The following is a 24,538-nucleotide window of genomic DNA, read 5'->3' on the forward strand; positions in this document are numbered from 1 at the left end:
CACCTCCTAGTCGCTACTATGTAATTCCTTGTATGTGAGCACGAAAGCTCTGGGTAAGCTTGTGCAGCTCCGTACTTAATTCCTTCTGCGTCACAACCTGCTCCACAAGCTCTTCGAGCTGGGATAACATTCGCTCTGCCGCTTCATGTCTGGCAAGCAATTGAAGCTTGCCTTCATAACTCTCCAACACCGTTTCTGCACGTTTCACATGTTCATAAACGGCCTGTCTGCTAATATCGAACTCAGCCGCAATTTCGCCAAGTGAATAATCGTCATGAAAATAATATTTCAGAAAGGTTTGCTGTTTCTCGGTAAGCAGCTTCTCGTAGAAGTCAAACAGCATATTAATTCGGTTTGTCTTCGCCAAGGCATCTGTTTCAGGTAGATGAGTTTTCTTCGCCGAGGCGACAGCTTCATGGACCGTCTTCATGCCAGCCACTCCTTTGCGTCAAGGCAATTACCTTTACATCATTTCCACGACGTTTATCATAGCTCAGCCGCCTATGCACTGTCAAGTGATTTTACTTGTCACCGCATTTGAGTAGAGAAAAGCCGCTGAATGCCTTCTTATCGCTCTATTCAGCTGCCTCATTATCTTCTTCAGCGCTTTGCAGAAGGCCGCCGAACAACGCATGAACGAACTGCTCGGAATCAAATTCCTGCAAATCATCCATTTTCTCGCCAAGACCGACAAGCTTCACCGGGAGATCGAGTTCATGGCGGATCGCAATGACGATACCGCCTTTCGCCGTTCCATCAAGCTTCGTCAACACAAGACCTGTAACCCCGCTCTTCTCGCCGAACAACTTTGCTTGGCTGAGTGCATTTTGACCCGTTGTCGCATCGAGCACCAATAGCACTTCATGAGGCGCGGTTGGCACTTCGCGCTGAATGACGCGGAAGATCTTGTTCAACTCTTCCATAAGGTTGTGCTTATTCTGCAATCGGCCTGCCGTATCGCACAGCAGAACGTCAACGCCGCGCTGCTTAGCCGCATGAACAGCATCATACATAACAGCCGCGGGATCTGCGCCGGACTCTTGTTTAATGACGTCCACGCCTACGCGTTTGCCCCAAACTTCAAGCTGCTCAATCGCGCCGGCACGGAAAGTATCTCCGGCTGCAAGCAGTACGCTTTTGCCTTCGCTCTTGAACTTGTGAGCCAGCTTACCGATCGTTGTTGTTTTACCTACGCCATTGACGCCAACGAACAAGATGACCGTCATGCCTTGATCTGCCATGCGCAGCTCGGCTTTCGCATCGCCTTTAAGCAGCTCCACCAGCTTCTCCGATAGGACAGGTTGCAAATCCGATGCATTTTCGATTTTGCGTTTCTTTACTTCGGCACGCAGATCATCGATCAGCTCCATGACCGTATTCACGCCTACATCGGCGCCGATCAGAATTTCTTCAAGTTCCTCGTAGAAAGCTTCGTCGATTTTTTTGCGACGCGTAATAAGCTCCTCGATTTTGCCGACGAATGCCGTTCTGGTTTTCGTCAGTCCTTCTTTGAACTTGGATGTTACCGCTTCGGTTTTCTGCGAAATGCTTTCTTTCAAGCGTTTAAAGAAGCTCATTTTATTGTCCTCCATCCTTTACTTGCTAAAGCCGGGCAATGGCGCAGGTTGCGCCATTGCCCGGCTTCTATAGTACGTGTGTATGCTGGAATTTGATTCTTTTTATGCCGAGAACGCTTCGTCTTCGTCCTCCAGCCGTACCGATACCAGCTTCGAAACGCCGCCTTCTTCCATCGTAACCCCGTAAAGGACATCAGCTTCTTCCATTGTCCCTTTGCGGTGGGTAACCACGATAAATTGCGTTAATTCCGAGAACTCGCGTAAGTATTGCGCGAACCGAGCAACGTTCGCTTCGTCGAGCGCCGCTTCAACCTCATCGAGCACGCAGAACGGAACCGGTTTGACTTGAAGGATTGCAAACAGCAATGCGATCGCGGTTAACGCACGTTCGCCGCCGGAGAGGAGCTGCAAATTTTGCAGTTTCTTACCGGGAGGTTGAGCCACGATATCGATACCGCTGTCGAGTACTCGCTCCGGATCGACCATAATGAGATCCGCGCGTCCGCCGCCGAACAGCTTCGAGAAGACGACTACGAAATGACCGCGAATGGCTTCGAACGTAGTCCGGAATCGCTTACTCATCTCTTCATCCATCTCGCGGATAACTTGATAGAGCGTTGTTTTGGCTTCGATAAGGTCATTCTTCTGATCATCCAGGAAGGTGTACCGTTCTTTCACGCGCTCATACTCATCAATCGCACCGAGGCTGACTTCACCTAAGCTTGAAATACGGCGCTTGAGATCACGAACCTCGTTCTGCGCTGCCTGAACATCTTCAGGCACCGGGTAGCGCTCCTTCGCAAGCTCATAGCTGAGCTCGTATTCTTCACTCAGCTTGCGAAGCAGGTTGTCCAGTTCAACATCGAGTCGATTCGCCGCAATCTCGATCTGCCGCAACTGATCTTCAATACTGCGAAGCTGAGCACGCTGCTCCTTCGTCTCACTCTCGCCAAGCTCCAGATCACGAGTAAGCTCTGCACGCTGTGCACGTTTTAGGTCCGTCTGCTCGGAGCAGCCGTCCTTCTTCAGCTTCAATGCGTTCAGCTGCTCGACCTGCTTCACGCTTTCCGTGAGATGCTGCTCTGCCTCTTCCTCTTGGCGCTGCAGCATTTCACGAAGCCCAGCCAGCTCCTGCTTCGCACGACCGATATCCGATCGAACGCGCGATGCCTGATCCTCGAATGACATTTTCTCCTGATCCGTCTTCGCAAGCGCGATCTTCAGATCGGTCAAATGATCCTGCAGCTGCTCCTTCGCGGATTCACCGGCCTTTCGGCGATCTTCTGCGATCCGAATCTCTTCCTGCAGCCGGGCCTCTTCCTTGGTCAGCACTTCAAGACGAATCTCCGCATCCTTGGCGGATTGGCTGATCTGCTGCTGCTCGGACTTGTGGCCGGCACTGTCTGCTTGGAACAGCTGAGCTTGATCATCCAGGTGACGTTTCTCATTATCCAATTGCTGAAGCTCAGCGCGGATGTGCTGCTCCTCGATCCGCTGCTTCTCGCCTTGCTCCCGCAAATCATCTACGTTCTGATTACGGATGGATTGCTCCTTGCGCAAGTCGCTGATTTTGTCCCTAAGTTTAACGAGCTGTCCGTCGGTGGAACGAATCTCTTCGTCCAATTGTTCGATTTGACGCTGTCTGCCGAGCAGGTTGGCACCTTTCTTCTGGATGCTTCCCCCTGTCATGGAACCTCCGGCGTTAACGACATCCCCTTCGAGCGTGACGACACGGAACCGATATTGGCATTTCGCCGCGATTCGGTTAGCATACTCCAACGTTTCGGCGATGAGGACATTGCCGAGCAGGTTCTCTGCGATATGCGCATACTTCGCATCACAGGAGATTAGCTCTGCCGCTACGCCTACGAAACCGTCCATTCCCGCGATCGTGCGCTTATCGTGCTCCGGAATATTGCGTCCGCGAATGACATCGAGCGGCAAGAACGTCGCCCGACCGAGCTGGCGCTGCTTCAGGAAAGCAATCGCTGCCCTTGCACTCCGTTCGTCATTCATGACGACATGCTGCAGTGCTCCGCCAAGCGCGGTCTCAATCGCAAGCTCCACTTTCTCAGGTACACGAATCAGCTCCGCTACAGCACCATGCACGCCTTCCACGCCGCCGCTTGTCCGACGCGAAGCTTTCAGAATTTCTTTGACGCCCTGCATAAAGCCGTCCAAGTCATCCTGCATTTCCTTCATCGTATCGCGTCTGGATGTCAGCGCCTCCAGCTTCTGCTCCCATTTGCGAACAGCAGACTGCGCTTCTTCAAGCAGCTTCTGTCCGTTCTGGAGATGCTCCGCTTCGGTAATGTAGCGATTCCGCACTTTATTGATCTCCGCCAGCGTTGCTTCCAATCGCTGCTTAAGCTCGGTTCTTCTGGCGCTTACTCGCTCATGCTGCTCCTGCCACTTGGAATGCTCGTCGCCAAGCCGTTCCATTCTGCGCTGAAGTGCTTCTTCCTGCTGGAGCGCATAACGGATCTCGTTGCGCAGCTGCGCCATCGTGCTGAGCACATCCAGGAGCTCTCCCTTCAGCGATTCCTCAGCATCGCCTGAAGCGGATGCGGAGGTTCCCAGAAGCTGCGCTTCCTCTTCGGCAAGCTTGAAACGAAGCGTATTCAGCTCATTCTCCAGTGAGGCTGCTTTGCCACGGAACTCCGCTTCTTCCTTCGTCAGTGCGCCGATCCGTTCATTTTGCGCGGCAATCGTTGCTTCAAGCTGTGAACGATTTTGCTCCAGGTTGCGTTTACGCTCTTTGAGTACCTCGCCGTATCCTTCGCATTTCTCATACTCTTCGCTGTATTGCAGCATCGATTCATGCAAACGGTCAAGCGCTTCCTCCAGCTCGCGCAGCTTGAACCGATCCTTCTCCAGCACCGCATCATGTTTGCTTACAACGGTAGACAAGGATAACTGCTCTTCTTGCAGCTTGCTCATGCACGCATTGGAATCGCTCCATGAATGATGAACGGTTTCAATGTTATGTACATACATCGAAATTTCGGTATGCTTCAGCTGTTCACGCAGCAGCTTGAATTGTTTGGCTTTCTCGGATTGCACGCGAAGCGGCTCAACTTGATCCTCCAGCTCGGTGACCAAATCGTGGATCCGAAGCAGGTTCGATTCCGTTTCCTCCAGCTTCTTCTGAGCTTCGCGTTTGCGTGATTTATATTTGACGATACCGGAAGCTTCTTCGAAGATTCCGCGTCGATCCTCGGAGCGCGTACTTAAAATTTCTTCAATACGGCCTTGTCCGATAATGGAATAAGCCTCTTTGCCTATTCCCGTATCCATAAACAATTCTGTAATATCTTTCAGTCGGCATGACTGCTTGTTAATCAAATATTCGCTGTCACCGCTGCGATGCACGCGGCGCGTGACCGTTACTTCGTTAAAATCTAGCGGAAGCGCGTTGTCTGAATTATCCAGCGTCAACGATACTTCGCCGAAATTGACCGCTTTGCGCGCATCGCTTCCCGCGAATATAATGTCTTCCATCTTGCCGCCGCGAAGACTCTTCGCGCTTTGTTCCCCTAATACCCAGCGAATGCTGTCGCTGATATTGCTCTTACCACTGCCGTTGGGGCCAACGACCGCCGTGATACCTCGGACGAATTCCAATTCCGTCTTGTCGGCAAACGACTTAAAGCCTGCTAATTCTATCCTTTTCAGGAACATCGCTTACCTTCACCTCAACGATTATTGTACCATAACTGTTCCAAAAGGTCAGGTCGAAAAACGTCGAAAAATGCCCGAAATCCGCCTTTTGCACGCCTTAAGCGACCGATTAAGGAAGGCGTTTCCAAGTACGCATCCACCATCTCCCGTAAATGCAAAAAATCCCGGTTACCAGTGGCGACCAGAATTTTGTTTCACATCGATGCTATACCAGCTTGCGCCATGCTTCTGCGGCTGCCTGCTGCTCGGCTTCCTTCTTCGTTCTGCCTGTACCGGAACCGTAACTGGTATCCCCGATATAGACTTCTACAATGAACTCCCGGTCATGTGCAGGACCGCGTTCTTCCACAATGCGATATTCGATCGGGCCCATCCCCGCGTGCTGCGCTTTCTCCTGCAGGTTCGATTTGAAATCCTTCACCAGCAAGCCGCCGTCGCTGTCGATATGCGGAAACATATGGGCAGTCAGAAACGTACGAACCGCATCTAAGCCTTGATCCAAATAAATCGCGCCTACAAAGGCTTCAAACAAATCTGCAAGCAATGCAGGCCGTTGACGCCCGCCAAGCTGCTCCTCACCGCGTCCCAGAAGAACATGAGAGCCCAAGTCCAGCAGATCCGCGAACCGCGCAAGCGAAGGCTCACAAACGATCGAAGCCCGCATTCGTGTCAGCTGACCTTCAGGCCGTTCCGGGAATGTCTTGTACAGAAACTCGGAAACGGTTAACTGCAGAATCGCATCGCCGAGAAATTCCAGCCGCTCATTGTGCTCCATTGCGGTTTGGCGGTGTTCGTTCACATAGGAGGTATGTGTAAATGCCTGTCTAAGAAGTCGGATGGTACGAAAATGGAGCTGCAGACGCTGCTGCAGCTCTTCGAACTTATCATGCTTCATATTTTCTCATCACGATCGTTGCGTTATGACCGCCGAACCCAAAGGAATTGGACAATGCATAAGTCAGATCGGCTTTACGCGGAGTATTCGGCACATAATCGAGATCGCATTCCGGATCTTGATTCTCCAGGTTAATCGTCGGAGGAATTACGCCGTTCTGCAGGGAAAGACCCAGAATAACAGCTTCCACGCCGCCGGCTGCACCAAGCAAGTGACCGGTCATCGACTTCGTAGAGCTTACTGCCAGCTTGTAGGCATGTTCTCCGAATGTTTTCTTGATGGCCGTCGTTTCGGACTTGTCGCCAACCGGAGTCGACGTACCGTGGGCGTTAATGTAATCGATTTGGGACGGCTCGATACCGCCGTCGCGAAGAGCTTTCACCATACAACGAGCAGCGCCATCCGGATCCGGCTCTGTCATATGATAAGCGTCGCCGCTCATGCCGTAGCCGACGATTTCCGCATAAATGCGAGCGCCGCGCTTCTGTGCATGCTCAAGCGATTCCAGAATCAACACGCCTGAGCCTTCGCCCATGACGAATCCGTCGCGGTCTACATCGAAAGGACGGGAAGCCTTTGTCGGCTCATCGTTTCTTGTCGACATCGCACGCAAGGAGCAGAATCCGGCCATACCTGTAGGTCTGATTGTCGCTTCCGCGCCGCCGCAAATCATGACATCGGCGTCGCCGCGTTGAATCATTTTGTAGGAATCGCCAATGGAATGCGTTCCTGTTGCACACGCCGTAACCGCCGTGCTGTTTGGACCTTTGGCGCCGGTAATCATCGAAACTTGGCCGGAAGCCATGTTCGCGATCATCATCGGAATAAAGAACGGGCTTACGCGCTTAGGACCTTTCTCCAGCAAAATATTATGCTGGTCTTCCCAAGTGCCCAGACCGCCGATACCCGAGCCGATCATAACGCCAACGCGCTCTGCATCTACTTCTTCGCCGATGTTGAGCGCGGCATCCTTAACGGCCAGCGTGCTCGCAACAACCGCGAATTGCACGAAACGGTCCATGCGACGCGCTTCTTTTTTATCAATTTGATAATCTTCCGGGTTAAAGTTCTTAATTTCTGCGGCAATTCGAGTCGGATATTCAGAAACGTCGAAAGCTTCCACTAACGAGACGCCTGATTTCCCTTCCATTAAATTACCCCAAAACGTATTCAAATCGGAACCGAGCGAAGTCATAACCCCCATGCCCGTAACGACCACTCTCTGTTTCATACCTATTCACCTCTGATGGGAAACCCAATTGGTTTATCTATCTATAAAAACGCTAATGCGCTTACAGCTGTTATTATGGCAAGGCACACGGATATGGAGAGAAGTCCCGCCTGTAACAACGGGACTAATCATTGTATTACTTAGCCAGAGAAGATATGTAGTTCACTACTTCTCCCACACTGGTAATTTTCTCTGCATCTTCATCAGAGATTTCCATATCGAATTCATCTTCCAGCTCCATGACAAGTTCAACGACATCAAGAGAGTCAGCTCCAAGATCTTCTTTGAAAGAAGCCTCAAGAGACACCTCCGACTCGTCAACGCCAAGGCGGTCGACAACGATGCGCTTTACACGATCAAATACATCGGACATCCGGTTCACCTCCTCCATGGTATTATACGAGAATTGCGGACAAATTGCCATACCGACCATGTCCCAGCGGCGTCCCTGCGGACTTTCCGCCTTGCTTACATGTACATGCCGCCATCCACATGAATCGTCTGTCCGGTCATGTATCCTGCTGCGTTAGACGCAAGGAAACGCACCGCGGCAGCAATATCCTGCGGATCGCCGAGTCTTGCAAGCGGAATGTCCGCAGCAAGCTTCTCACGCATTTCTTGCGGCAATTTGTCTGTCATATCGGTTTGAATAAAGCCCGGTGCCACACAGTTCACCGTGATGCCACGGGAAGCCAGCTCGCGTGCTGATGCCTTCGTGAGACCGATGACGCCTGCTTTCGCAGCCACATAGTTAGCCTGCCCCGGATTGCCCAGAACACCGACAACGGACGAAATATTGATGATGCGGCCGGAACGCTGCTTCATCATTTGACGGGTTACGGCCTTAATGCCATTGAACACGCCTTTGAGGTTCGTTTCGATGACTTGGTCGAACTCTTCTTCCTTCATCCGCATGATGAGATTATCGCGCGTAATGCCTGCGTTATTCACCAAAATATCGATGGCGCCGAACGTTTCCACGACTTGCTTGACCATGCCGTCGAACTCGTCGGTCTTGCCTACGTTCGCTTTCAATACCAGCGTGCGGCGGCCGAGCGCCGAAATCGTTTGAGCCGTTTCAGCCGCTGCCGCTTCGCTGCCGGAATAGTTGATCGCTACATCTGCGCCGGCTTCGGCCAATGCGATTGCAATGGAACGGCCGATTCCGCGGGATGCTCCTGTTACTAGGGCGATTTTTCCTGAGAGATCTGCAAATGTCAAAGTGGGGCACCTACTTTCCTTATAATTCCCCCCTAAATCCCCCTATAGGGGGACCCCAAGGGTCTCCGACCCTCTGGACACCCGGTCGGTATAACGTTTGTGCTGCAGAGTACCGCTCGCGAGTGATGTACGTGCGGGTCCTCGCTTTCGTCCCTTGCGGGACACGCTTTACTTTTGGCGCCGTTTAGCTACCTGTTGTCCCTCGCGGGACACATGATAACGTGGCTCCCTCCAGAGACGCGTGGGGGGGGGTTCGTGCTGATGCTCGCTTTCGTCCCTTGCGGGACACGCTTTACCTTTCGCGCGGGCGGTGTCAGCCTGCGCCTGCGGCTGGCTTCTTGGGCCGGCGACTTCATCTCCGCCGGTAGATCAAGGGCATGGCACCTGCGGTGCCACCTAGAATGGTCAGCCTGCGCCTGCGGCTGGCTTCTTCGGTCGGCGACTTCATCTTCCGCCGACAGGTCAAGGGCATGGCGCCAGCGGCACCACACTTCAAGGGCATGGCACCTGCGGTACCACAGGGCTGTTCGCCTGATTGGCGAATTAGACCGACCAAACCAACTAACCAACAAACCACAGACCGCAAACCCTGAACACTAAACCTAACCTTAACCCCAAACACCAAACACCAAACCTCGAACCAACTAAAGAACGGCTGCTTTGAGAGAGTCTAGGCTGTTGATCGAGATGATGTTGACGGTTTTGTCGATTTTCTTGATTAGGCCTGCGAGTACGGAGCCTGAACCGATTTCGACGAAGGTGTCCACGCCTTGCTCGATCAAGTAGCGCACGCTGTCTTCCCAGAGCACCGGCGAGTACACTTGCTCGGCCAGGAGCTTGCGGATTTCGTCTGCGTTTGTTGCCGGCTGAGCCGTTACGTTTGCAATGACGGGTACGGAAGCATCGCTAATGGAAAGAGCTGCAAGTACGCCTTCAAGACGCTCGGCTGCCGGTTTCATTAGGGAAGAGTGGAACGGTCCGCTGACTTCGAGCGGAATGACGCGTTTTGCTCCTGCTTCTTTGCCGCGTTCGACTACGCCCTGTACGCCTGCGGCTGTGCCGGAAACTACGATTTGGCCGGGGCAGTTGACGTTAGCCAGTTCTACCGCGCCTACTTCGGAAGATACTGCTGCACAGAGTGCCGCAAGCGCTTCGCGTTCTGCGCCAAGCACGGCTGCCATAGCGCCTTGACCGCTTGGCACGGCTTGCTCCATGAACTCGCCGCGAGCGCGTACGGTACGCACCGCGTCTTGATAAGACAATGCGCCGGCTGCAACGAGTGCGCTGTATTCGCCCAGGCTGTGGCCTGCCACGAAGTCAGGCTTTAAGCCGCTGTCTTTCAACGCTTCCAGCAGAGCGATGCTCACGGCAAGAAGTGCCGGTTGCGTGTTCGCCGTTTGTTTCAACTGTTCTTCGGGACCGTTGAAGATAATTTCGCTCAGTTTAAAGCCGAGCGCATCGTCCGCAGCGTCAATTATGGCTTTCGACGCGTCGAAGGCTTCATATACGTCTTTTCCCATTCCGACGGCTTGCGCCCCCTGACCGGGAAATACAAATGCGATTTTACCCAAGCTTCACTGCACCTCCGTGCTTTTCAATGAATCTGAATATACATATATAATGGCGTTGCTTAATTACCAGACAAGTACCGAAGCGCCCCAAGTCAAGCCGCCTCCGAAGCCAACCAGCACCAGATGATCGCCTTCCTTCACGCGGTTCTGTTCAACCGCCTCCGCAAGCGCGATCGGAATCGACGCCGCCGACACGTTGCCGTACTTATCCAGATTAATCATGCACTTGTCTTCCGACAAATCAAGACGATTGAGCGCGGATTGAATGATACGAATGTTCGCTTGATGCGGAATGAGCAGGTCGATCTTGCTTTTGTCGAGACCGGCTTTGCGAAGCGCCTCTTCCGCTGCGTTCCCCATGATCCGCACTGCAAATTTATAGACCTCATTGCCGGCCATATAAATAAAATGCTGCTTGTTCTCGATGCTCTCCGCTGAAGAAGGGGTACGGGAACCGCCTGCACATACTTTCAGCAGTTCGCCGCCGGCGCCGTCTGCACCGAGCTCGAACGAACGGAAGCCGCGGCCTTCGGCCACTTGCCCAAGGACAACCGCACCTGCGCCGTCACCGAACAAAATGCACGTATTGCGGTCGGTGTAATCCGTAATTCGGGAAAGACATTCTGCTCCTACGACCAGAACATGCTTGTACATACCCGTAGCAATCATATTTGAAGCCGTTGCAAGACCATAGATGAAACCCGAGCAAGCCGCAGACAAATCAAAGGCGGCCGCTTTCTTGGCACCGAGCTTCTCTTGCAGGAGACAAGCCGTCGAAGGGAAGAACATATCCGGCGTAATGGTTGCTACGATGATCAGGTCCAGCTCTTCTGCCGAAATGCCTGCCGCTTCGAGCGCCTTCTTGGATGCATGCAGCGCCAAGTCCGATGTCGCTTGATCCGGAGCAGCAATGCGGCGTTCGCGCATACCCGTCCGCGTTACGATCCATTCGTCGTTCGTTTCCACCATTTGTTCCAAATCTTTATTCGTCAAAATGCGATCCGGCACATATTTGCCTGTGCCGATAATGCCTACGGGATGTAGCTGCATAGTCCCACTCACTTCCTGCTGATTTCCGCTGCTATAGATGATATTAAATTGCTTTCGATTGCTAATTTCGCTTGACGCACAGCGTTCTTAACCGCCTTCACATCCGAGGATCCGTGACATTTCACGACCAGACCGTTCACGCCAAGAAGAGGCGCACCGCCATGTTCTTTATAATCCATTTTGTTGCGAAGCGCTCTGAGCTTAGGCTGCACGATCGCTGCCGCGAGTTTGGATAGAAGCGAGCTTGTGAACACATCGCGCATCGTTTTGAACAATGTGCCTGCCGTACCTTCCATCGCTTTGAGCATGATATTGCCGGCAAAACCGTCGCAGATCAGCACATCGCAGTTACGCACCAGTACATCGCGCGCCTCGACATTCCCGATAAAATGAATCGGTGCCGTCTCCAGCAGCTCGTACGCCGCTTTCGTAAGCTCATTGCCTTTCATCGCCTCTGTCCCTACATTGAGCAGACCGACGCGAGGCTTATCCATGCCATTCATCTTGCTGCGATAGATGCTGCCCATGATGGCATACTGCAGCAGATGCTCCGGTTTAGCATCCATGTTCGCGCCAAGATCAAGCGCCAGAACGCCTTTATCATCCATAGTCGGCAGCATCGTTACGAGCGCGGGACGCTCAATGCCTTCCATCCGTCCGACTACCAGAAGTCCCGTCGTCATTAATGCACCTGTATTTCCGGCTGAGAGCATCGCTTCCGCTTTGCCTTCGCGCACGAGCTGCCCGGCCATGACCATCGAAGAATTTTTCTTCCGGCGAACGGCTTTAACCGGTTCATCATCAGGACCGATAACATCCTCCGCGTGTAAAATCTCAATGTTCGAGGGCCGCTTGGAACCCAGATGCGTTTCAATCTGAGCCGTATCCCCAACGAGAATCAAGTGTACAGCCGGCCATTCAAGTGCTGCTTCCAACGCTCCCTTTACAATCAGAGAAGGAGCGTGGTCGCCCCCCATCGCGTCAATTGCGATCCGCACCATCCATTCCTCCTTCGATACCCGACTCGCCTGCGCCTGCGGAACGATAAATGACAAAATGGCCTTGGAACACCAATTCGTCACCTACGTACGAGCAAACCTCAACCTTTGCTTTGCTGCGGCCGCCGGAACGAACGTAAGCTTTGGCGATGCATTTCTCACCAAGCTTCACGGATCGTACGAATCTAATGTCAGCTGTTGCCGTTAAAGCAATTTCATCGTTAATCACCGCTACCGCGAGTGAGTTCGCTTGTGCAAAGACATGATGACCGCGAGCGATGCCGGTTCGTGAAAATACATGCTCTTCCTTAATTTCAAAAATAGAAATACCGCTGTTATCCAGCTGCAAATCCACTATATCCCCGATTACCTCATGCAGCGGCAGTGATCGGACGGCGTCATACGAACGCTCCGCCATCAGCTTCATTCTCTCCCGCAGCTCAGGTATGCCAAGCTCCAGCCGGTCAAGGCGCACCGTTTGGATGCTTACTTTCAACTGACGTGTCAGCTCCTGATCCGTTATGAACGGATTATCTTCAATAAGTCCGGTCAGCAGCTGATGCCTTTGTCTTTTCGGAAGACGTTCGATGGTCCGCACCACCTTTGCCTAATGATCTAAGTATGTACCTCGGCTGATTATCATACACCATGTTTGAGCACACTGATTACAATCAGCTATTATAACCAGGTACTAATAGTATAGTAAAGAAAGCCGCCGAGCGCAATGTGCGGCCGCCCAATTGGGCAAAAAAATAGCACCTCATCGCGGGATGAAGTACTATTGCTACGCTTAAAACTATTGTTTGATGATCTCTCTTGATTTGTAAGTTCCGCACACTTTGCATACCCGGTGAGCCAATTTCAACTCTCCGCATTGATCGCATTTAATCATACCCGGCACCGCGAGTTTAAAGTGCGTACGACGTTTGTCACGACGTGTTTTGGATGTTCTACGTTGTGGTACTGCCATGTTTCCCACCTCCTTAACAGAATTCGGTCTTCTCGGAACAAAAGCGGCTTCCAAGGAATCCACTCTTGTTCCTTAGAACGAAGATGGACTACAACAATCCATTTTCGTTCCTGGATCAAATTTGAATTCCAATAAACGAATTCAAATTTGAGTCCTACTTAAACAAATCTTTCAACGCGGCTAGTCTGGGATCGATATCGTCCTTTTGGCATCCGCAATTTGTCTCATTTAAGTTGGTGCCGCATGTGTGGCAGAGTCCTTTGCAGTCCTCTTCACAAAGCGGTACGAAAGGCAAAGCGAGCATCAGCATTTCTTCAAGAAATGGCTCAAACTCAAGCTTGTCCTCCTCCACCGGAATGATTTCTTCTTCCTCGGATCCGTTTAAAGCGGCTTTCGGCTTGAAACGCTCGTGAAATGGAACGACAACATGTTCTTTCGTCGACTCCAAACACCGCGAGCAAGCAAGATCGACATCAACGGACAGTTCGCCCTCCACATGAGCAATACCGTCTTCGCCCCACGCCGTCATGTTGACGTTCATTGGGTCTGCATGTAATACGTCTTTACGAACTTGCAGCAGCCAATCCGTGTTTAAACTTGACTGAGTGGGAACTTTCAATCCTTTGGCTATTAATTCCCGGACATAAATCTCCATACCATCACTCCAAACAAACAAAGTTTATTATATCGACTATTGAATCGTTTTGTCAACATTTTCACGCCGTGATATAGTGAAAAAATACCCTATCCCCTTTTGGAGGCTTACATTCATGCGAACCGTCGGGCTCATTGTCGAGTATAACCCATTTCATAACGGTCATCACTATCATTTGCAGCAATCGCTCAAAATAACGGGAAGCGACGCCGTCGTCGCCGTTATGAGCGGCCACTTCCTGCAGCGCGGCGAACCAGCGCTGCTCAATAAATGGACGCGCACCGAGATGGCGCTGCGCGGAGGCTGCGATGTCGTCATCGAGCTGCCTGTCGCCTATTCTACGCAGGCGGCGGAATGGTTCGGCTACGGCGCGGTCGCGCTCTTGGAAGCGACAGGCGTCGTAGACGCGCTCTGCTTCGGCAGCGAGGCCGGCGAGATCGGTCCGCTGCGCCGAGTCGCCGGATTGCTCGCGCATGAGCCAGCGGCCTTCAGCGCGCTCATGGCGGATTGCCTGCGGACAGGCGCCAGCTACCCCGCAGCCTACAGCGAAGCTGTTCGCTTGTATATGGAAACGGCCGGCGATGCAGAAGCAGCCGCCTTCCCGCTCGCCCAGCCGAACAATACGCTGGGGCTGCATTATTTGCTTGCGCTCGAGCGGCTTGGCAGCGCAATCGAGCCCTTCTCTCTGAAGCGCGAGAAGGCCGGTTACTCGCAGACGACCATTACAGATGCGCAAATCGCGAGCGCAACGGCAATCCGCAAGCTGACGCTCGAGGCCGCTTCCCCGGAGGGAGCCGCACCTTACGTACCGCACTCGACGCTCGAGCTGCTGCTGCGCGATCATGCGATCGGCAGAGGGCGGAACAGCTGGGAGCAATATACGTCACAGCTGTTTCATAAGCTTGTCGGCGAGTCGGCTGCGACTCTTGGCAGCTATCACGAAATGACCGAGGGCTTGGAACACCGGCTGAAGAAGACACTCCCTTCGCTCGATACACTTGCCTTCGAACCGCTGCTCGACAAACTGAAGACGAAACGCTATACGCGCACGAAGCTGCAGCGTGCTTTGCTCTCCGTGCTGCTGGGGCACTCGAAGGAGCTCTTATCTCCGGAACGGCTGCGTGACGGCATTCAATACATAAGAATACTCGGATACAGCCCTCGAGGGCAAGAGCTGCTTAAGCGAATGCGCAAGACGGCCAAGCTTCCGATCTTAAACAGCGCGGCGCGGTCACAGCAAGCCGATCCGTATCTGGAGCTAGATGTTCAGGCTACTTCGGTTTACGCGCTCGGCTGGCAAGGCGCAAGCCCGCGCGATCTCTACCGAGACTATTACGAGAAACCGATCACAATCTAAAAGCCGATTCCATGACTTTGGTCTATCCTTACGTAGACAAGCGTAAAAATGTAGTGGCTGTGTTTGTCCCGGCCCTACATGAATCATTGGAGTGAAACCCATGACGCGAACCATCCTGCTTGCATGCTTGTCAATATTGCTCGTCGCTTCGATTATCATTCGGCCGGACGAGGCCTTCCAAGCGTCCCTGCAAGGGCTGACCGTCTGGTGGAATCTCGTCTTCCCCGGATTGCTCCCATTCCTTACTTTACTTGAGCTGATGCTCGCTTTCGGCGCACTGCACGGCTTCGGAGCGCTTCTGCAGCCGCTCATGCGCAAGCTCTTTCGCCTGCCGGGCGAAGCCGGTATTGCGATAGCGCTGGGATGGTCCGGCGGCTTTCCCTGCGGTGCGGAGACAACAGCCGCCCTGCGCCGCAGCGAAACGGTGACCGCTCCGGAAGGACAGAGACTGCTCGCGTTGACCCATATGCCGAGCCCCCTGTTCATGCTCCTCGTCGTCGGAGCAGGCTTCTTGGAACGCCCGGCGATCGGAGCGGCAATTGCCGCAGCCGTATGGGCCTCCGCACTGCTCACAGCTTTCTTGCACGCTCGTTTCGCTAAGCTGAAACCCGCTGCAGCAAACAAGCAAGCTCAGCCTCCTGCAGCGGCATCCCTTTCCCGTTTGCTGAAACAAGCGGCTGTCGCCATGGTGGCCGCCAGAAAACGCGATGGCCGAACCTTCGGCAAGGTGCTCGGCGATTCCGTTACCGTATCCGTCTACAAGCTGATGGCCATTGGCGGTTTCATGATGTTCGGCGCCGTTCTCGTGAAGCTTACGCAGCCGTTACTGCCGGAAGGCACGCCTGCTTTCCTGCTGCCGGGATTATTAGAAAGCCATATCGGCACCTATGCGGCGGCTTCATCTCACTTCACAGGCGGCCTGCCTTGGAATGCGGCAGCTATCGCAGCCGTACTCAGCTTTGGCGGCTTAAGCGCCCTCCTCCAGGCCGGCAGCGCCATCTCCGGCACCGGCTTATCACTGAAACGGCTTGCCGCTACACGGCTCATTCAGAGCCTGCTCGCGTTCATCCTTACCCTCGCAGCTTGGAAGCCGATGTCTTCTTTGGCGGGCCGCATCATCCCGACGGCTGCTCCGGCTATGGAACAACCAGAAAAGACAGGCGGCGCCACGAATGCAATCATCCACGCGGGCGATCTACATTCACTGTGGCCATATACACCTGTCCTGCTGCTGCTATTCCTCTTCATACTGCTGGCACTTATAACCGCCTCATTGCTGGCCGCGCCTCAATCCAAGACGAACTAATCCTGGTCCGCATATTTGGCAATCAGCGCTTCCCGCACCTCATCGGGCACCAAGTCCTGCACATTGCCTTTAAACTTCGCAATTTCCTTCACGATACTGGAGCTCAAATACGAATATTTGGGATTCGTCATCATAAATATCGTCTCGATCTCGCCATCGAGCTGATGATTGGTGGAAGCCATCTGCAGCTCATATTCAAAATCCGTAACCGAGCGAATTCCGCGCACGATACAATCCGCATTGCGCGAGCGCATGAAGTTAACGAGCAGATCACGGAAGCTGTCGATCGTCACATTCGGCAGCTCTTTGGTGATTTCAGTTAACAGCGCTTTACGCTCCTCCACCGTAAACAGCGGGTTTTTGCTGGAATTGTTCAGTACCGCAACGATCAAATGATCGAACTGCTTTGCCGCGCGTTTAATAATATCCAAATGCCCGCATGTGACGGGATCAAAGCTGCCCGGATATACGGCAACACGCTGTCTTGGCATTCCTGTTGGTGTTGTCATGCTTACGCCTCCATATGTACGGTTGGCTCTGCCGCCTTATCGTACCTATAAATAGTCACTGCCGTGTCGCCGTACTTCGAATGTCTGATCTGCCGGAAAACATCCATCGCCTCCGGATAAACATGGTCAGCATCATGCTCGACGACTATCGTCGCGTCCGTACCGAGCAGATCACGTTCTGCCAGCTCATTCATTAAACTGTCCATTTCTTTCATCCGGTAAGGCGGGTCCAGAAAAACGAGCTCAAACTTAAGCCCGCGCTTCGCCAGCGCTTTCACCGCGCGCACCGCCTCCGTACGGTAAATTTCCGCTTGTTCCGCCACCCCGGCAGCCTGTACGTTTTGCTTGATAACCTCGATGCTTCCTCCGTCCAAATCGACAAAAACCGCACGATCCATCCCCCTGCTCAATGACTCAATGCCTAAACCTCCGGTACCCGCAAAGAGATCAAGCACAAGTCCGCCATCGAAGAAAGGACCAATCATACTGAAAATCGCTTCTTTTACTTTATCGGTTGTCGGACGCGTATTTTTGCCCGGAACCGCCTTTAAGGTCCGGCCCTTAGCCGTGCCTGCAATCACTCTCAAAGCTGCTCTTGCCCCTTTCGCCTTAGCCATCCTTACCGCTGCTTGTATCGTACCACAATTCATACAGCATGTTAAACGATTGCCTCCGGATTGTCATGACTTCGCTCCTTCGCGTCTATATATAACCATGCGGCGCAACACATTCCATAGGAGGGATTCCCATGAACAAGTATCGGCAGCCCGTAACAGTCCTTCCCGTCCCCTTTCACTACGGAGCCAGCAGACCCGGTGCAAGCGGCGGTCCGGAGGCCGTCCTTCAAGCAGGCTTACCTGAGAAGCTTCAATTGTTGAATCAGAGTTATTCTATATTACCGTGGAAGGAAACAGCTGAATCCGCAATAGAACGCCGTACATTGGAACGGTTACGCAACTGGGGGCGCGTGCTTGCAATGAGTGAAGCTCTCGCACACTCGGCACATGCCGCTATGGAAAACGAAACCTTTCCGCTCACTATAGGAGGAGATCACAGCATCGCAATCGGCACCATCGCGGGAATTACCGAGCGCATTCAGCAATTAGGAGTCGTCTGGATTGATGCACATGCCGATATGAACACTCCGGCGACCTCATTGACGGGCAATATTCACGGAATGGCTTTGGCGGCGAGTCTTGGCCTCGGCGATTCGAGATTCACGGATCTGCTCGGACGATCCCCGAAATTGCAAGCTAAACGTGTCGTCCTTGTCGGTGTCAGAGAGCTGGACGAAGGTGAGAAACGAAACATTTACGAAACCGGCATCACCTGTTTCACCATGCACGATATCGATCGTATCGGAATGGGGCGCGTGATGGAGAAAGCCATCGCGATCGCTTCGTATGGCTCCGAAGGCGTGCACGTCAGCTTCGATATAGACAGTGTCGATCCGGGCGAAGCTCCCGGAACCGGCACTCCCGTACGAGGCGGTCTTAATTACAGAGAGGCGCATTTGGCCATGGAGATGTTGTTCGATTGCGGGATGGTGACCTCCGCCGATATTGTCGAAGTGAATCCGCTTCTGGATACGAACGGCCGCACAGCCAGACTCGCGGTAGAGCTCATCGGCTCTTTGCTCGGCGAGCGTATATTATAGAAGAGACTTTGTCAGTTGCACTAATACGCCAAAAAAGGACGATTCGCATCGACTGCGAACCGTCCTTCTCATTTAGTTATGCATAATGGCAGGCAGCCCATTGGTTAGGTGCAACCTCACGGAATGCAGGCACTTCTGCAGCGCATTTCTCTGTCGCAAACGGACAGCGTGTCCGGAAGTTACAGCCGCTTGGCGGGTTAACCGGGCTCGGCAGCTCGCCAGTCAGAACAATACGCTCTTTATTCTCTTCTACATCCGGATCCGGTACCGGAATCGCGGACATCAGTGCTTTGGTATACGGATGTTTCGGATTGGCGTAGAGGTCTTCACTGCTTGCGAGCTCAACCATTTTACCCAGATACATAACCGCCACACGGTCACTGATATGTTTAACCATCGCAAGGTCATGCGCGATAAACAAGTACGTCAAACCGTAATCGCGCTGCAAATCTTGCAGCAAATTGACTACTTGCGCTTGAATGGAAACGTCGAGTGCCGAGATCGGCTCATCGCACACGATGAATTTCGGATTTAGCGCAAGCGCGCGAGCAATCCCGATCCGTTGACGCTGACCGCCGGAGAATTCATGCGGATAACGTTTGGCGTGATCCGAACGAAGGCCTACACGGTCAAGCAGTCGCTCAACTTGCAGCTTTCTTTCCTTGGAGCTGCCGGCCAAACCGTGAATATCAAGCGGTTCGGCGATCAGGTTTTCGACTTTCCAGCGCGGATTAAGCGAAGCATACGGATCTTGGAAAACCATTTGCATTTCGCGTCTCAGCGCCTTCAGGTTAGCCCCTTTAGCAGTCATGATGTCTTGACCTTGGAACTTTACGGATCCGGCAGTCGGTTCGTACAAACGAAGGAGCGTACGGCCGGCTGTCGATTTACCGCAACCGGACTCGCCTACCATACCAAGCGTTTCGCCTTTGCGGATGCCAAACGAAATATCGTTTACCGCTTTTAGCGTTTTACCATTACCGATTTCAAAGTGCTTCGCCAAGTGATCGACTTCAATCAACATTTCTTGGTTTGATTTCATGCACTTTCTCCCCCTTTGAGGGCCGCATCGTGCAACCAGCACTTAGCTGCTTGCGTTTCGCTGATTGTGTACGAAACCGGATCGTTGTCTACGCAAACCCGCATCGCTTCGTCACAACGCGCGCAGAACGCACAGCCAGTAGGCGGCGACGACATATCCGGCGGTGTCCCGATAATCGGAATAAGCGGCTCATTCTTATCATGATCCAATCGAGGAAGGGAACGCAGGAGTCCTCTCGTGTATGGATGCTGTGGATTTTTGAAAATTTCTTGCTTCGTTCCGGTTTCAACGACTTGTCCTGCGTACATAACTACGACACGGTCACACATGTCGGCAACGATTCCAAGGTCATGTGTAATGAGGATGATCGAAGTACCGGTTTTTTGCTGCAAATCCTTCATCAGTGTCATGATTTGCGCTTGAATCGTTACGTCCAGTGCCGTTGTCGGTTCGTCCGCAATCAGCAAGGTTGGGTTACAAGCAAGCGCGATTGCGATCATAACACGCTGACGCATACCGCCGGAGAATTGATGCGGGAACTGCTTAACACGTTCACTGGCATTCGGAATACCTACCAAATTCAGCAATTCAACCGCACGGCTAGTTGCATCCGACGAGCTCATTTTCTGATGTTTGATAAGCACTTCCGTAATTTGGCGACCTACTGTAAGGGTTGGATTAAGTGAAGTCATCGGATCTTGGAAGATCATGCCGATTTCCTTGCCGCGAATGGACTCCATCTCTTTCTCGCTTTTGCTTAGAAGATCTTCGCCCATAAATGCAATGGAGCCCTTCTTGTACACGCCGGGAGGCGTAGGGATCAGACGAAGAATAGATTGAGCGGTTACGCTCTTGCCGCTGCCGGACTCGCCGACGATTGCAACAGACTCTCCGGGTTGGATTTCCAAATTAACCCCGCGAACAGCCTGAACCTCTCCACCGCGCACGTGAAACGAGATATGCAAATCAGAAATACTGAGGATCGGATTACTCATAAACTCACTCCCTGCGCTGTTATTTTTTCATTTTCGGATCAAACGCATCTTGAAGACCGTCACCGAAAATGTTGAAGGCAAGCATTGTAATGCTCAGTAAGGATGCAGGAATCAGCATCAGCCATGGGTACAGTGTCCAAGAGGACATTGCTTCACCGATCAATGTACCAAGCGATGCCGCCGGTGATTGAACGCCAAGACCCAAGAAGCTTAGGAATGCTTCTGCAAATATAGCGGACGGTACCGACAACGTTACGGTAACGATAATCGGACCGAGTGTGTTCGGAATTAAGTGGCGGAACAAAATGCGGGAACCGCTGGCGCCCATCGATTGTGCCGCAAGCACGTATTCATGGTTCTTCAGCTGCAAAATTTGACCGCGAACGATCCACGACATCGTAATCCAGCCGGTGATGGATAGCGCGATGATGATGGTCGAGAGACCCGAGCCCATTACAACGGAAAGCAAGATAACGACAAGCAAATGCGGAATCGCATAAAGCACTTCAGCAAGCTTGTTCATTGCATCGCCGACACGTTTGCCTGCAAAGCCCATAACACCGCCATAAGCAACACCGATTACAAGGTCGATAAAAGCAGCCGTAAAACCAACGAGAAGCGAGATACGAACGCCCATCCATGTTCTCGTAAAGAGATCACGGCCCAGGTTATCTGTTCCAAACCAGTGCTTGCCCGATGGCGAAGCATAGGTATTCTTCAAATCGTTCGTAGATGAATCATAAGGCGAAAACATCGGACATACAACCGCCAAAATTATCATGACGATCAGGACGTACATCCCTGTCATAGCCCATTTATTCTTTTGAAGACGTGCCCAGTTCTCTTGGAACGTGGAACGGCTCGGTGCAGTTATTACTTCAGCTTCCGTATGTCTTTGCTTCAACTTCTCAAATGGCGCATTGGCAATCTGCTCTTCAAGCTTCAATTCATTCAGACGCGTACTCATTTTTTAACGACACCTCCGCTGACTTTGATACGCGGATCGACAAGAATGTAAGCCACATCTGTCAAGAAGCGTGCTGCCATAAGAATTACGGCGTAGAAAATCGTAATACCCATAATGAGCGTGTAGTCACGGTTGGTGATGCTGTCCACGAAGTGAGCACCCAATCCCGGAAGACCGTAAATTTGTTCGACTACGACGGAACCCGTAATGATGTTCGCTGTCATAGGACCAAGATAGGTAACTACCGGCAAAATACCGTTACGAAGTCCGTGCTGCCACAGAATGGCCGACGGCGTCAAACCTTTTGCCTTCGCAGTACGAATATAGTCCGAGGTCAGTACCTCGAGCATAGTTGAACGCGTTAATCTCGCGATGAATGCAATAGGGAGTGTCGACAAGGTGATTACGGGAAGCACATAATCGAGCGGGCTTTCCAACCCTGCAACATTAAATATCGGCACCTTAACGGCGAGGTAATATTGGATCATGGCACCGATAACGAAGTTTGGAACCGAAATACCGATAACGGCAACGAACATCGCCAAGTTATCAATCAATTTCTTATGTCTTAGCGCTGCCATCATGCCAAGGTAAATTCCGACAATTACCGAAACAACTACTGCAATCAAACCAATTTTAAGCGATGTGCCGAAGGAATCCGTAATAATGCTTGTTACCGTTCTGTTCTGACTTCTCATGGATTCACCAAGATCCAGTTGGAACAGGTTTTTCATGTAAATTGCGTACTGCGTGCCAATCGGTTTATCCAAGCCGTAATGCGCCATAATTTGCGCTTTAATCTCCGGCGGAATTGCTTTTTCCTGCGTGAAAGGGTCCCCTGGGACAGCCTTCATCAAGAAAAAGGTTGCGGTGGCTAGAATTAGCAACGAAATCACAATATTAACGAACTTACCACCTAAATACCGAGCCATCCCAAGCCCCCCCAATCAAAGAGAAGGGATATATATGGGGAACCCACATATATCCCTATACCCCTTAGTTTTTTCTTGCTGTTATTATTTTTCGATCGAAATACGAGTGTAATCAACGTTACCGCTGTAATCAACGATTGCGTTTTTCACGTACGGTTTAACCAATTGTGCAGAAGAGTAGTAGTAAAGCGGCATTAGAGCTTGATTGTCGCCAATCAGCAATTTTTCAGCTTTAGCCATTGCATCTACACGTTTTTGTTGATCGTTCGTGCTGTAAGCTTCTTTAACCAGTGCATCGTACTCTGGGCTTGCGAAGCCGATATCGTTGTTACCGCCTTTGGATGTGAACATGTCGATGAAAGTCATCGGGTCATTGTAGTCAGCACCCCAACCAGCGCGTGCAACATCATAGTTCAAGCTTTGACGGTTTTTCAAGAATACTTTCCACTCTTGAAGCTCCAGTTTAACTGTGATGCCAAGGTTTGTTTTCCACATGTCAGCGATTGCCTCAGCAACGTTCTTGTGAAGGCCTTCGTTGAAAGCAAGCGAGAATTCAGGCATCGAAGTCATGCCTTCTTCAGCCAAACCTTCTGCAAGCAATTTCTTAGCTTCAGTTACGTCTTCTTTGAAGTAGTCGTCTTTCACTTCGGAACGGTATTCGCCGCTCACGCCGTGGATACCTGTGGAAACGAAACCGTAAGCAGGAACTTGTCCGGCTTTAGTAACGTTGTCAACGATTGCTTGACGGTCTACAGCCATCGAAAGAGCTTTACGCACTTTTACGTTGTTGAAAGGTTTCTTTTGGTTGTTGAAGTTGTAGTAGTATGTGCTTGCAATACCTTTTACAGAAAGTTCTTTGTTGTTTTCTTTGCGGAACTTGTCAAGTTGCTCCGGCGGAATGCTTCCTGTTGGAGCGCCAGCCCAGTCAAGTTGACCTGTTTTGTACATGTTAAGCTCAGTGTTAGCGTCTTTAACCATCGAGAATTTTACGCTGGACAGCTTGATTTCATCTTTAGCCCAGTAGTTATCGTTTGGTACAAGCTCGATGGAATCACCGTGTTTCCACGAAGCCAATTTGAAAGGACCGTTGCTGATGTAGTCTTTCGCTTCAGCAGCCCAGTTAGCGTTGTCTTTCGCCGATTTATGAACCGGGAAGGAAGTGAAGAACGCTGTGATATTCAAGAAGTACGGAGTTGGGTTTTCCAACTGAACTTCAAGCGTTTTATCATCAAGGGCTTTAACGCCTACTTGCGCCGCATCAGCGATGTGATCCGGGTTGTCTTCTTTGATGTTATGGTTCTGTGCATTTTTGATGTAATAGAGCTGGTAAGCATATGGAGCCGGTGGGTTCAGGTTAGGATCCAAAGTACGTTTCCAGGAGTATTCGAAATCGCCTGCAGTGACAGGGTCACCGTTGGACCATTTCGCGTTGTCGCGAAGGTGGAACGTGTATTTCTTGCCGTCTTCGGAAATATCCCATTTCTCAGCTACGCCTGGAACGATGTTGCCATCTTTGTCCATACGTGTAAGACCCTCGAAGAGTCCGCTCAGCACAGTGAAGGATACTTGATCCTGTGCTTGTGCAACATCGAGACTAGGCGGTTCGGATGTAAGGTTCATCCGGAATGTTTGATCGCTGCCCGATCCGCTTTTCCCGCAGGCTGACAATACGCCTGTAAGAACCAGCATGAGTGAAACTAGAACTAGCATTTTTTTCTTCATTGCTTAGAACCCGCCTCCATGTTGATAAGTGTATTTTTTTAAACCCAGAGCCAATAATACAACGAATTTAACAATTTGTAAAACACAATTTGAACAATTGTAAAGATTTACTATCCATAGATGTCATATTAGTTAACAAGAACATGACTGGTAGCGCATTCAGCCCTTGTGCTTACTAGCTTTTACGAACTTATTGTGCCAC

The 24,538-nt window shown here is 51.7% G+C and carries 23 protein-coding genes; 3 read left to right on the forward strand and 20 right to left on the reverse strand.

The genetic code is table 11. The features are described 5' to 3' along the window. Positions 1 to 16: 16 nt before the first annotated feature. The 13 genes from ylxM to BM412_RS13850 all read right to left on the reverse strand — a co-directional run bounded on the left by ylxM (position 17) and on the right by BM412_RS13850 (position 13,849). Positions 17 to 343 (reverse strand): YlxM family DNA-binding protein, encoded by a 327-nt coding sequence (gene ylxM, locus BM412_RS13790; protein WP_371264816.1) that lies wholly within the window; start codon positions 341 to 343, stop codon positions 17 to 19. Positions 344 to 575: 232 nt separating this feature from the next. Then, positions 576 to 1,577 (reverse strand): signal recognition particle-docking protein FtsY, encoded by a 1,002-nt coding sequence (ftsY, locus tag BM412_RS13795; protein WP_091218828.1) that lies wholly within the window; start codon positions 1,575 to 1,577, stop codon positions 576 to 578. A 102-nt stretch (positions 1,578 to 1,679) separates the two neighbouring features. Next, on the reverse strand, positions 1,680 to 5,258 hold the full coding sequence (gene smc, locus BM412_RS13800) for a chromosome segregation protein SMC (RefSeq protein ID WP_091218829.1): 3,579 nt from the start codon (positions 5,256 to 5,258) through the stop codon (positions 1,680 to 1,682). Between the two features lie 205 nt (positions 5,259 to 5,463). After that, positions 5,464 to 6,153: a ribonuclease III gene (gene rnc, locus BM412_RS13805; RefSeq protein ID WP_091218833.1), complete on the reverse strand. Its 690-nt coding sequence runs from the start codon at positions 6,151 to 6,153 to the stop codon at positions 5,464 to 5,466. Next, the gene (gene fabF, locus BM412_RS13810) at positions 6,143 to 7,384 is read right to left on the reverse strand and encodes a beta-ketoacyl-ACP synthase II (RefSeq protein ID WP_091218836.1); all 1,242 of its coding nucleotides are present in this window, start codon (positions 7,382 to 7,384) and stop codon (positions 6,143 to 6,145) included. The genes rnc and fabF overlap by 11 nt, the downstream gene beginning before the upstream one ends. 136 nt (positions 7,385 to 7,520) lie before the next feature. Continuing rightward, the gene (gene acpP / locus BM412_RS13815) at positions 7,521 to 7,757 is read right to left on the reverse strand and encodes an acyl carrier protein (protein ID WP_091218839.1); all 237 of its coding nucleotides are present in this window, start codon (positions 7,755 to 7,757) and stop codon (positions 7,521 to 7,523) included. A gap of 95 nt (positions 7,758 to 7,852) precedes the next feature. Next, a complete protein-coding gene (fabG, locus tag BM412_RS13820) occupies positions 7,853 to 8,605 on the reverse strand; it encodes a 3-oxoacyl-[acyl-carrier-protein] reductase (protein WP_091218842.1) in 753 nt (250 codons plus the stop codon). Positions 8,606 to 9,249: 644 nt separating this feature from the next. After that, positions 9,250 to 10,176: an ACP S-malonyltransferase gene (gene fabD, locus BM412_RS13825; protein WP_091218846.1), complete on the reverse strand. Its 927-nt coding sequence runs from the start codon at positions 10,174 to 10,176 to the stop codon at positions 9,250 to 9,252. 63 nt (positions 10,177 to 10,239) lie between these two features. Then, on the reverse strand, positions 10,240 to 11,226 hold the full coding sequence (locus tag BM412_RS13830) for a beta-ketoacyl-ACP synthase III (RefSeq protein WP_091218849.1): 987 nt from the start codon (positions 11,224 to 11,226) through the stop codon (positions 10,240 to 10,242). A gap of 8 nt (positions 11,227 to 11,234) precedes the next feature. After that, positions 11,235 to 12,224, reverse strand: a complete 990-nt coding sequence (gene plsX / locus BM412_RS13835; protein WP_091220423.1) for a phosphate acyltransferase PlsX — start codon at positions 12,222 to 12,224, stop codon at positions 11,235 to 11,237. After that, entirely contained in the window at positions 12,208 to 12,825 is a 618-nt protein-coding gene (gene fapR, locus BM412_RS13840; protein ID WP_091218853.1) for a transcription factor FapR, read from the reverse strand. Before fapR ends, plsX begins: the two co-directional genes overlap by 17 nt. Before the next feature lie 195 nt (positions 12,826 to 13,020). Next, entirely contained in the window at positions 13,021 to 13,194 is a 174-nt protein-coding gene (rpmF, locus tag BM412_RS13845; protein ID WP_090976607.1) for a 50S ribosomal protein L32, read from the reverse strand. Between the two features lie 154 nt (positions 13,195 to 13,348). Then, a complete protein-coding gene (locus BM412_RS13850; RefSeq protein WP_091218855.1) occupies positions 13,349 to 13,849 on the reverse strand; it encodes a YceD family protein in 501 nt (166 codons plus the stop codon). Between the two features lie 115 nt (positions 13,850 to 13,964). On the opposite strand from BM412_RS13850, the gene BM412_RS13855 reads away from it, so the two are divergent. Together BM412_RS13855 and BM412_RS13860 are read left to right on the forward strand one after the other, a co-directional pair. Then, complete coding sequence (locus tag BM412_RS13855; RefSeq protein ID WP_091218858.1) at positions 13,965 to 15,206, forward strand: nucleotidyltransferase; 1,242 nt, start codon at positions 13,965 to 13,967, stop codon at positions 15,204 to 15,206. Positions 15,207 to 15,306: 100 nt separating this feature from the next. Then, positions 15,307 to 16,512, forward strand: a complete 1,206-nt coding sequence (locus tag BM412_RS13860) for a nucleoside recognition domain-containing protein (RefSeq protein WP_091218859.1) — start codon at positions 15,307 to 15,309, stop codon at positions 16,510 to 16,512. On the opposite strand, the gene coaD is transcribed toward BM412_RS13860, so the two are convergent. Then, positions 16,509 to 17,021: a pantetheine-phosphate adenylyltransferase gene (gene coaD, locus BM412_RS13865; RefSeq protein WP_256256299.1), complete on the reverse strand. Its 513-nt coding sequence runs from the start codon at positions 17,019 to 17,021 to the stop codon at positions 16,509 to 16,511. The genes BM412_RS13860 and coaD overlap by 4 nt on opposite strands. 2 nt (positions 17,022 to 17,023) lie before the next feature. Next, entirely contained in the window at positions 17,024 to 17,608 is a 585-nt protein-coding gene (gene rsmD, locus BM412_RS13870; RefSeq protein WP_091220427.1) for a 16S rRNA (guanine(966)-N(2))-methyltransferase RsmD, read from the reverse strand. A 161-nt stretch (positions 17,609 to 17,769) separates the two neighbouring features. On the opposite strand from rsmD, the gene rocF reads away from it, so the two are divergent. Continuing rightward, entirely contained in the window at positions 17,770 to 18,678 is a 909-nt protein-coding gene (gene rocF, locus BM412_RS13875; RefSeq protein ID WP_091218863.1) for an arginase, read from the forward strand. Between the two features lie 76 nt (positions 18,679 to 18,754). On the opposite strand, the gene BM412_RS13880 is transcribed toward rocF, so the two are convergent. The 5 genes from BM412_RS13880 to BM412_RS13900 form a co-directional block, all read right to left on the reverse strand. Beyond that, the gene (locus BM412_RS13880; RefSeq protein WP_091218866.1) at positions 18,755 to 19,720 is read right to left on the reverse strand and encodes an ABC transporter ATP-binding protein; all 966 of its coding nucleotides are present in this window, start codon (positions 19,718 to 19,720) and stop codon (positions 18,755 to 18,757) included. Continuing rightward, entirely contained in the window at positions 19,717 to 20,715 is a 999-nt protein-coding gene (locus BM412_RS13885) for an ABC transporter ATP-binding protein (RefSeq protein ID WP_091218868.1), read from the reverse strand. Before BM412_RS13885 ends, BM412_RS13880 begins: the two co-directional genes overlap by 4 nt. A gap of 19 nt (positions 20,716 to 20,734) precedes the next feature. Next, on the reverse strand, positions 20,735 to 21,682 hold the full coding sequence (locus tag BM412_RS13890; RefSeq protein WP_091218870.1) for an ABC transporter permease: 948 nt from the start codon (positions 21,680 to 21,682) through the stop codon (positions 20,735 to 20,737). Continuing rightward, a complete protein-coding gene (locus tag BM412_RS13895) occupies positions 21,679 to 22,614 on the reverse strand; it encodes an ABC transporter permease (RefSeq protein ID WP_091218872.1) in 936 nt (311 codons plus the stop codon). The genes BM412_RS13890 and BM412_RS13895 overlap by 4 nt, the downstream gene beginning before the upstream one ends. Positions 22,615 to 22,698: 84 nt before the next feature. Then, positions 22,699 to 24,336 (reverse strand): peptide ABC transporter substrate-binding protein, encoded by a 1,638-nt coding sequence (locus BM412_RS13900; RefSeq protein WP_091218875.1) that lies wholly within the window; start codon positions 24,334 to 24,336, stop codon positions 22,699 to 22,701. Positions 24,337 to 24,538: the final 202 nt, after the last annotated feature.

It is taken from the genome of Paenibacillus sp. BC26, assembly GCF_900116125.1.
Taxonomy (GTDB): Bacteria; Bacillota; Bacilli; order Paenibacillales; family Paenibacillaceae; genus Paenibacillus_Z; species Paenibacillus_Z lignilyticus.

What these genes read in the sequence shown, in the direction of transcription:
- BM412_RS13895 (WP_091218872.1), bottom strand. Translation starts at nt 22,614, where the DNA reads ATGGCTCGGTATTTAGGTGGTAAGTTCGTTAATATTGTGATTTCGTTG.
- BM412_RS13855 (WP_091218858.1), top strand. Translation starts at nt 13,965, where the DNA reads ATGCGAACCGTCGGGCTCATTGTCGAGTATAACCCATTTCATAACGGT.
- BM412_RS13885 (WP_091218868.1), bottom strand. Translation starts at nt 20,715, where the DNA reads ATGAGTAATCCGATCCTCAGTATTTCTGATTTGCATATCTCGTTTCAC.
- smc (WP_091218829.1), bottom strand. Translation starts at nt 5,258, where the DNA reads ATGTTCCTGAAAAGGATAGAATTAGCAGGCTTTAAGTCGTTTGCCGAC.
- acpP (WP_091218839.1), bottom strand. Translation starts at nt 7,757, where the DNA reads ATGTCCGATGTATTTGATCGTGTAAAGCGCATCGTTGTCGACCGCCTT.
- fabF (WP_091218836.1), bottom strand. Translation starts at nt 7,384, where the DNA reads ATGAAACAGAGAGTGGTCGTTACGGGCATGGGGGTTATGACTTCGCTC.
- BM412_RS13850 (WP_091218855.1), bottom strand. Translation starts at nt 13,849, where the DNA reads ATGGAGATTTATGTCCGGGAATTAATAGCCAAAGGATTGAAAGTTCCC.
- BM412_RS13900 (WP_091218875.1), bottom strand. Translation starts at nt 24,336, where the DNA reads ATGAAGAAAAAAATGCTAGTTCTAGTTTCACTCATGCTGGTTCTTACA.
- BM412_RS13880 (WP_091218866.1), bottom strand. Translation starts at nt 19,720, where the DNA reads ATGAAATCAAACCAAGAAATGTTGATTGAAGTCGATCACTTGGCGAAG.
- ftsY (WP_091218828.1), bottom strand. Translation starts at nt 1,577, where the DNA reads ATGAGCTTCTTTAAACGCTTGAAAGAAAGCATTTCGCAGAAAACCGAA.
- rnc (WP_091218833.1), bottom strand. Translation starts at nt 6,153, where the DNA reads ATGAAGCATGATAAGTTCGAAGAGCTGCAGCAGCGTCTGCAGCTCCAT.
- BM412_RS13860 (WP_091218859.1), top strand. Translation starts at nt 15,307, where the DNA reads ATGACGCGAACCATCCTGCTTGCATGCTTGTCAATATTGCTCGTCGCT.
- coaD (WP_256256299.1), bottom strand. Translation starts at nt 17,021, where the DNA reads ATGACAACACCAACAGGAATGCCAAGACAGCGTGTTGCCGTATATCCG.
- rocF (WP_091218863.1), top strand. Translation starts at nt 17,770, where the DNA reads ATGAACAAGTATCGGCAGCCCGTAACAGTCCTTCCCGTCCCCTTTCAC.
- BM412_RS13830 (WP_091218849.1), bottom strand. Translation starts at nt 11,226, where the DNA reads ATGCAGCTACATCCCGTAGGCATTATCGGCACAGGCAAATATGTGCCG.
- rpmF (WP_090976607.1), bottom strand. Translation starts at nt 13,194, where the DNA reads ATGGCAGTACCACAACGTAGAACATCCAAAACACGTCGTGACAAACGT.
- BM412_RS13890 (WP_091218870.1), bottom strand. Translation starts at nt 21,682, where the DNA reads ATGAGTACGCGTCTGAATGAATTGAAGCTTGAAGAGCAGATTGCCAAT.
- ylxM (WP_371264816.1), bottom strand. Translation starts at nt 343, where the DNA reads ATGCTGTTTGACTTCTACGAGAAGCTGCTTACCGAGAAACAGCAAACC.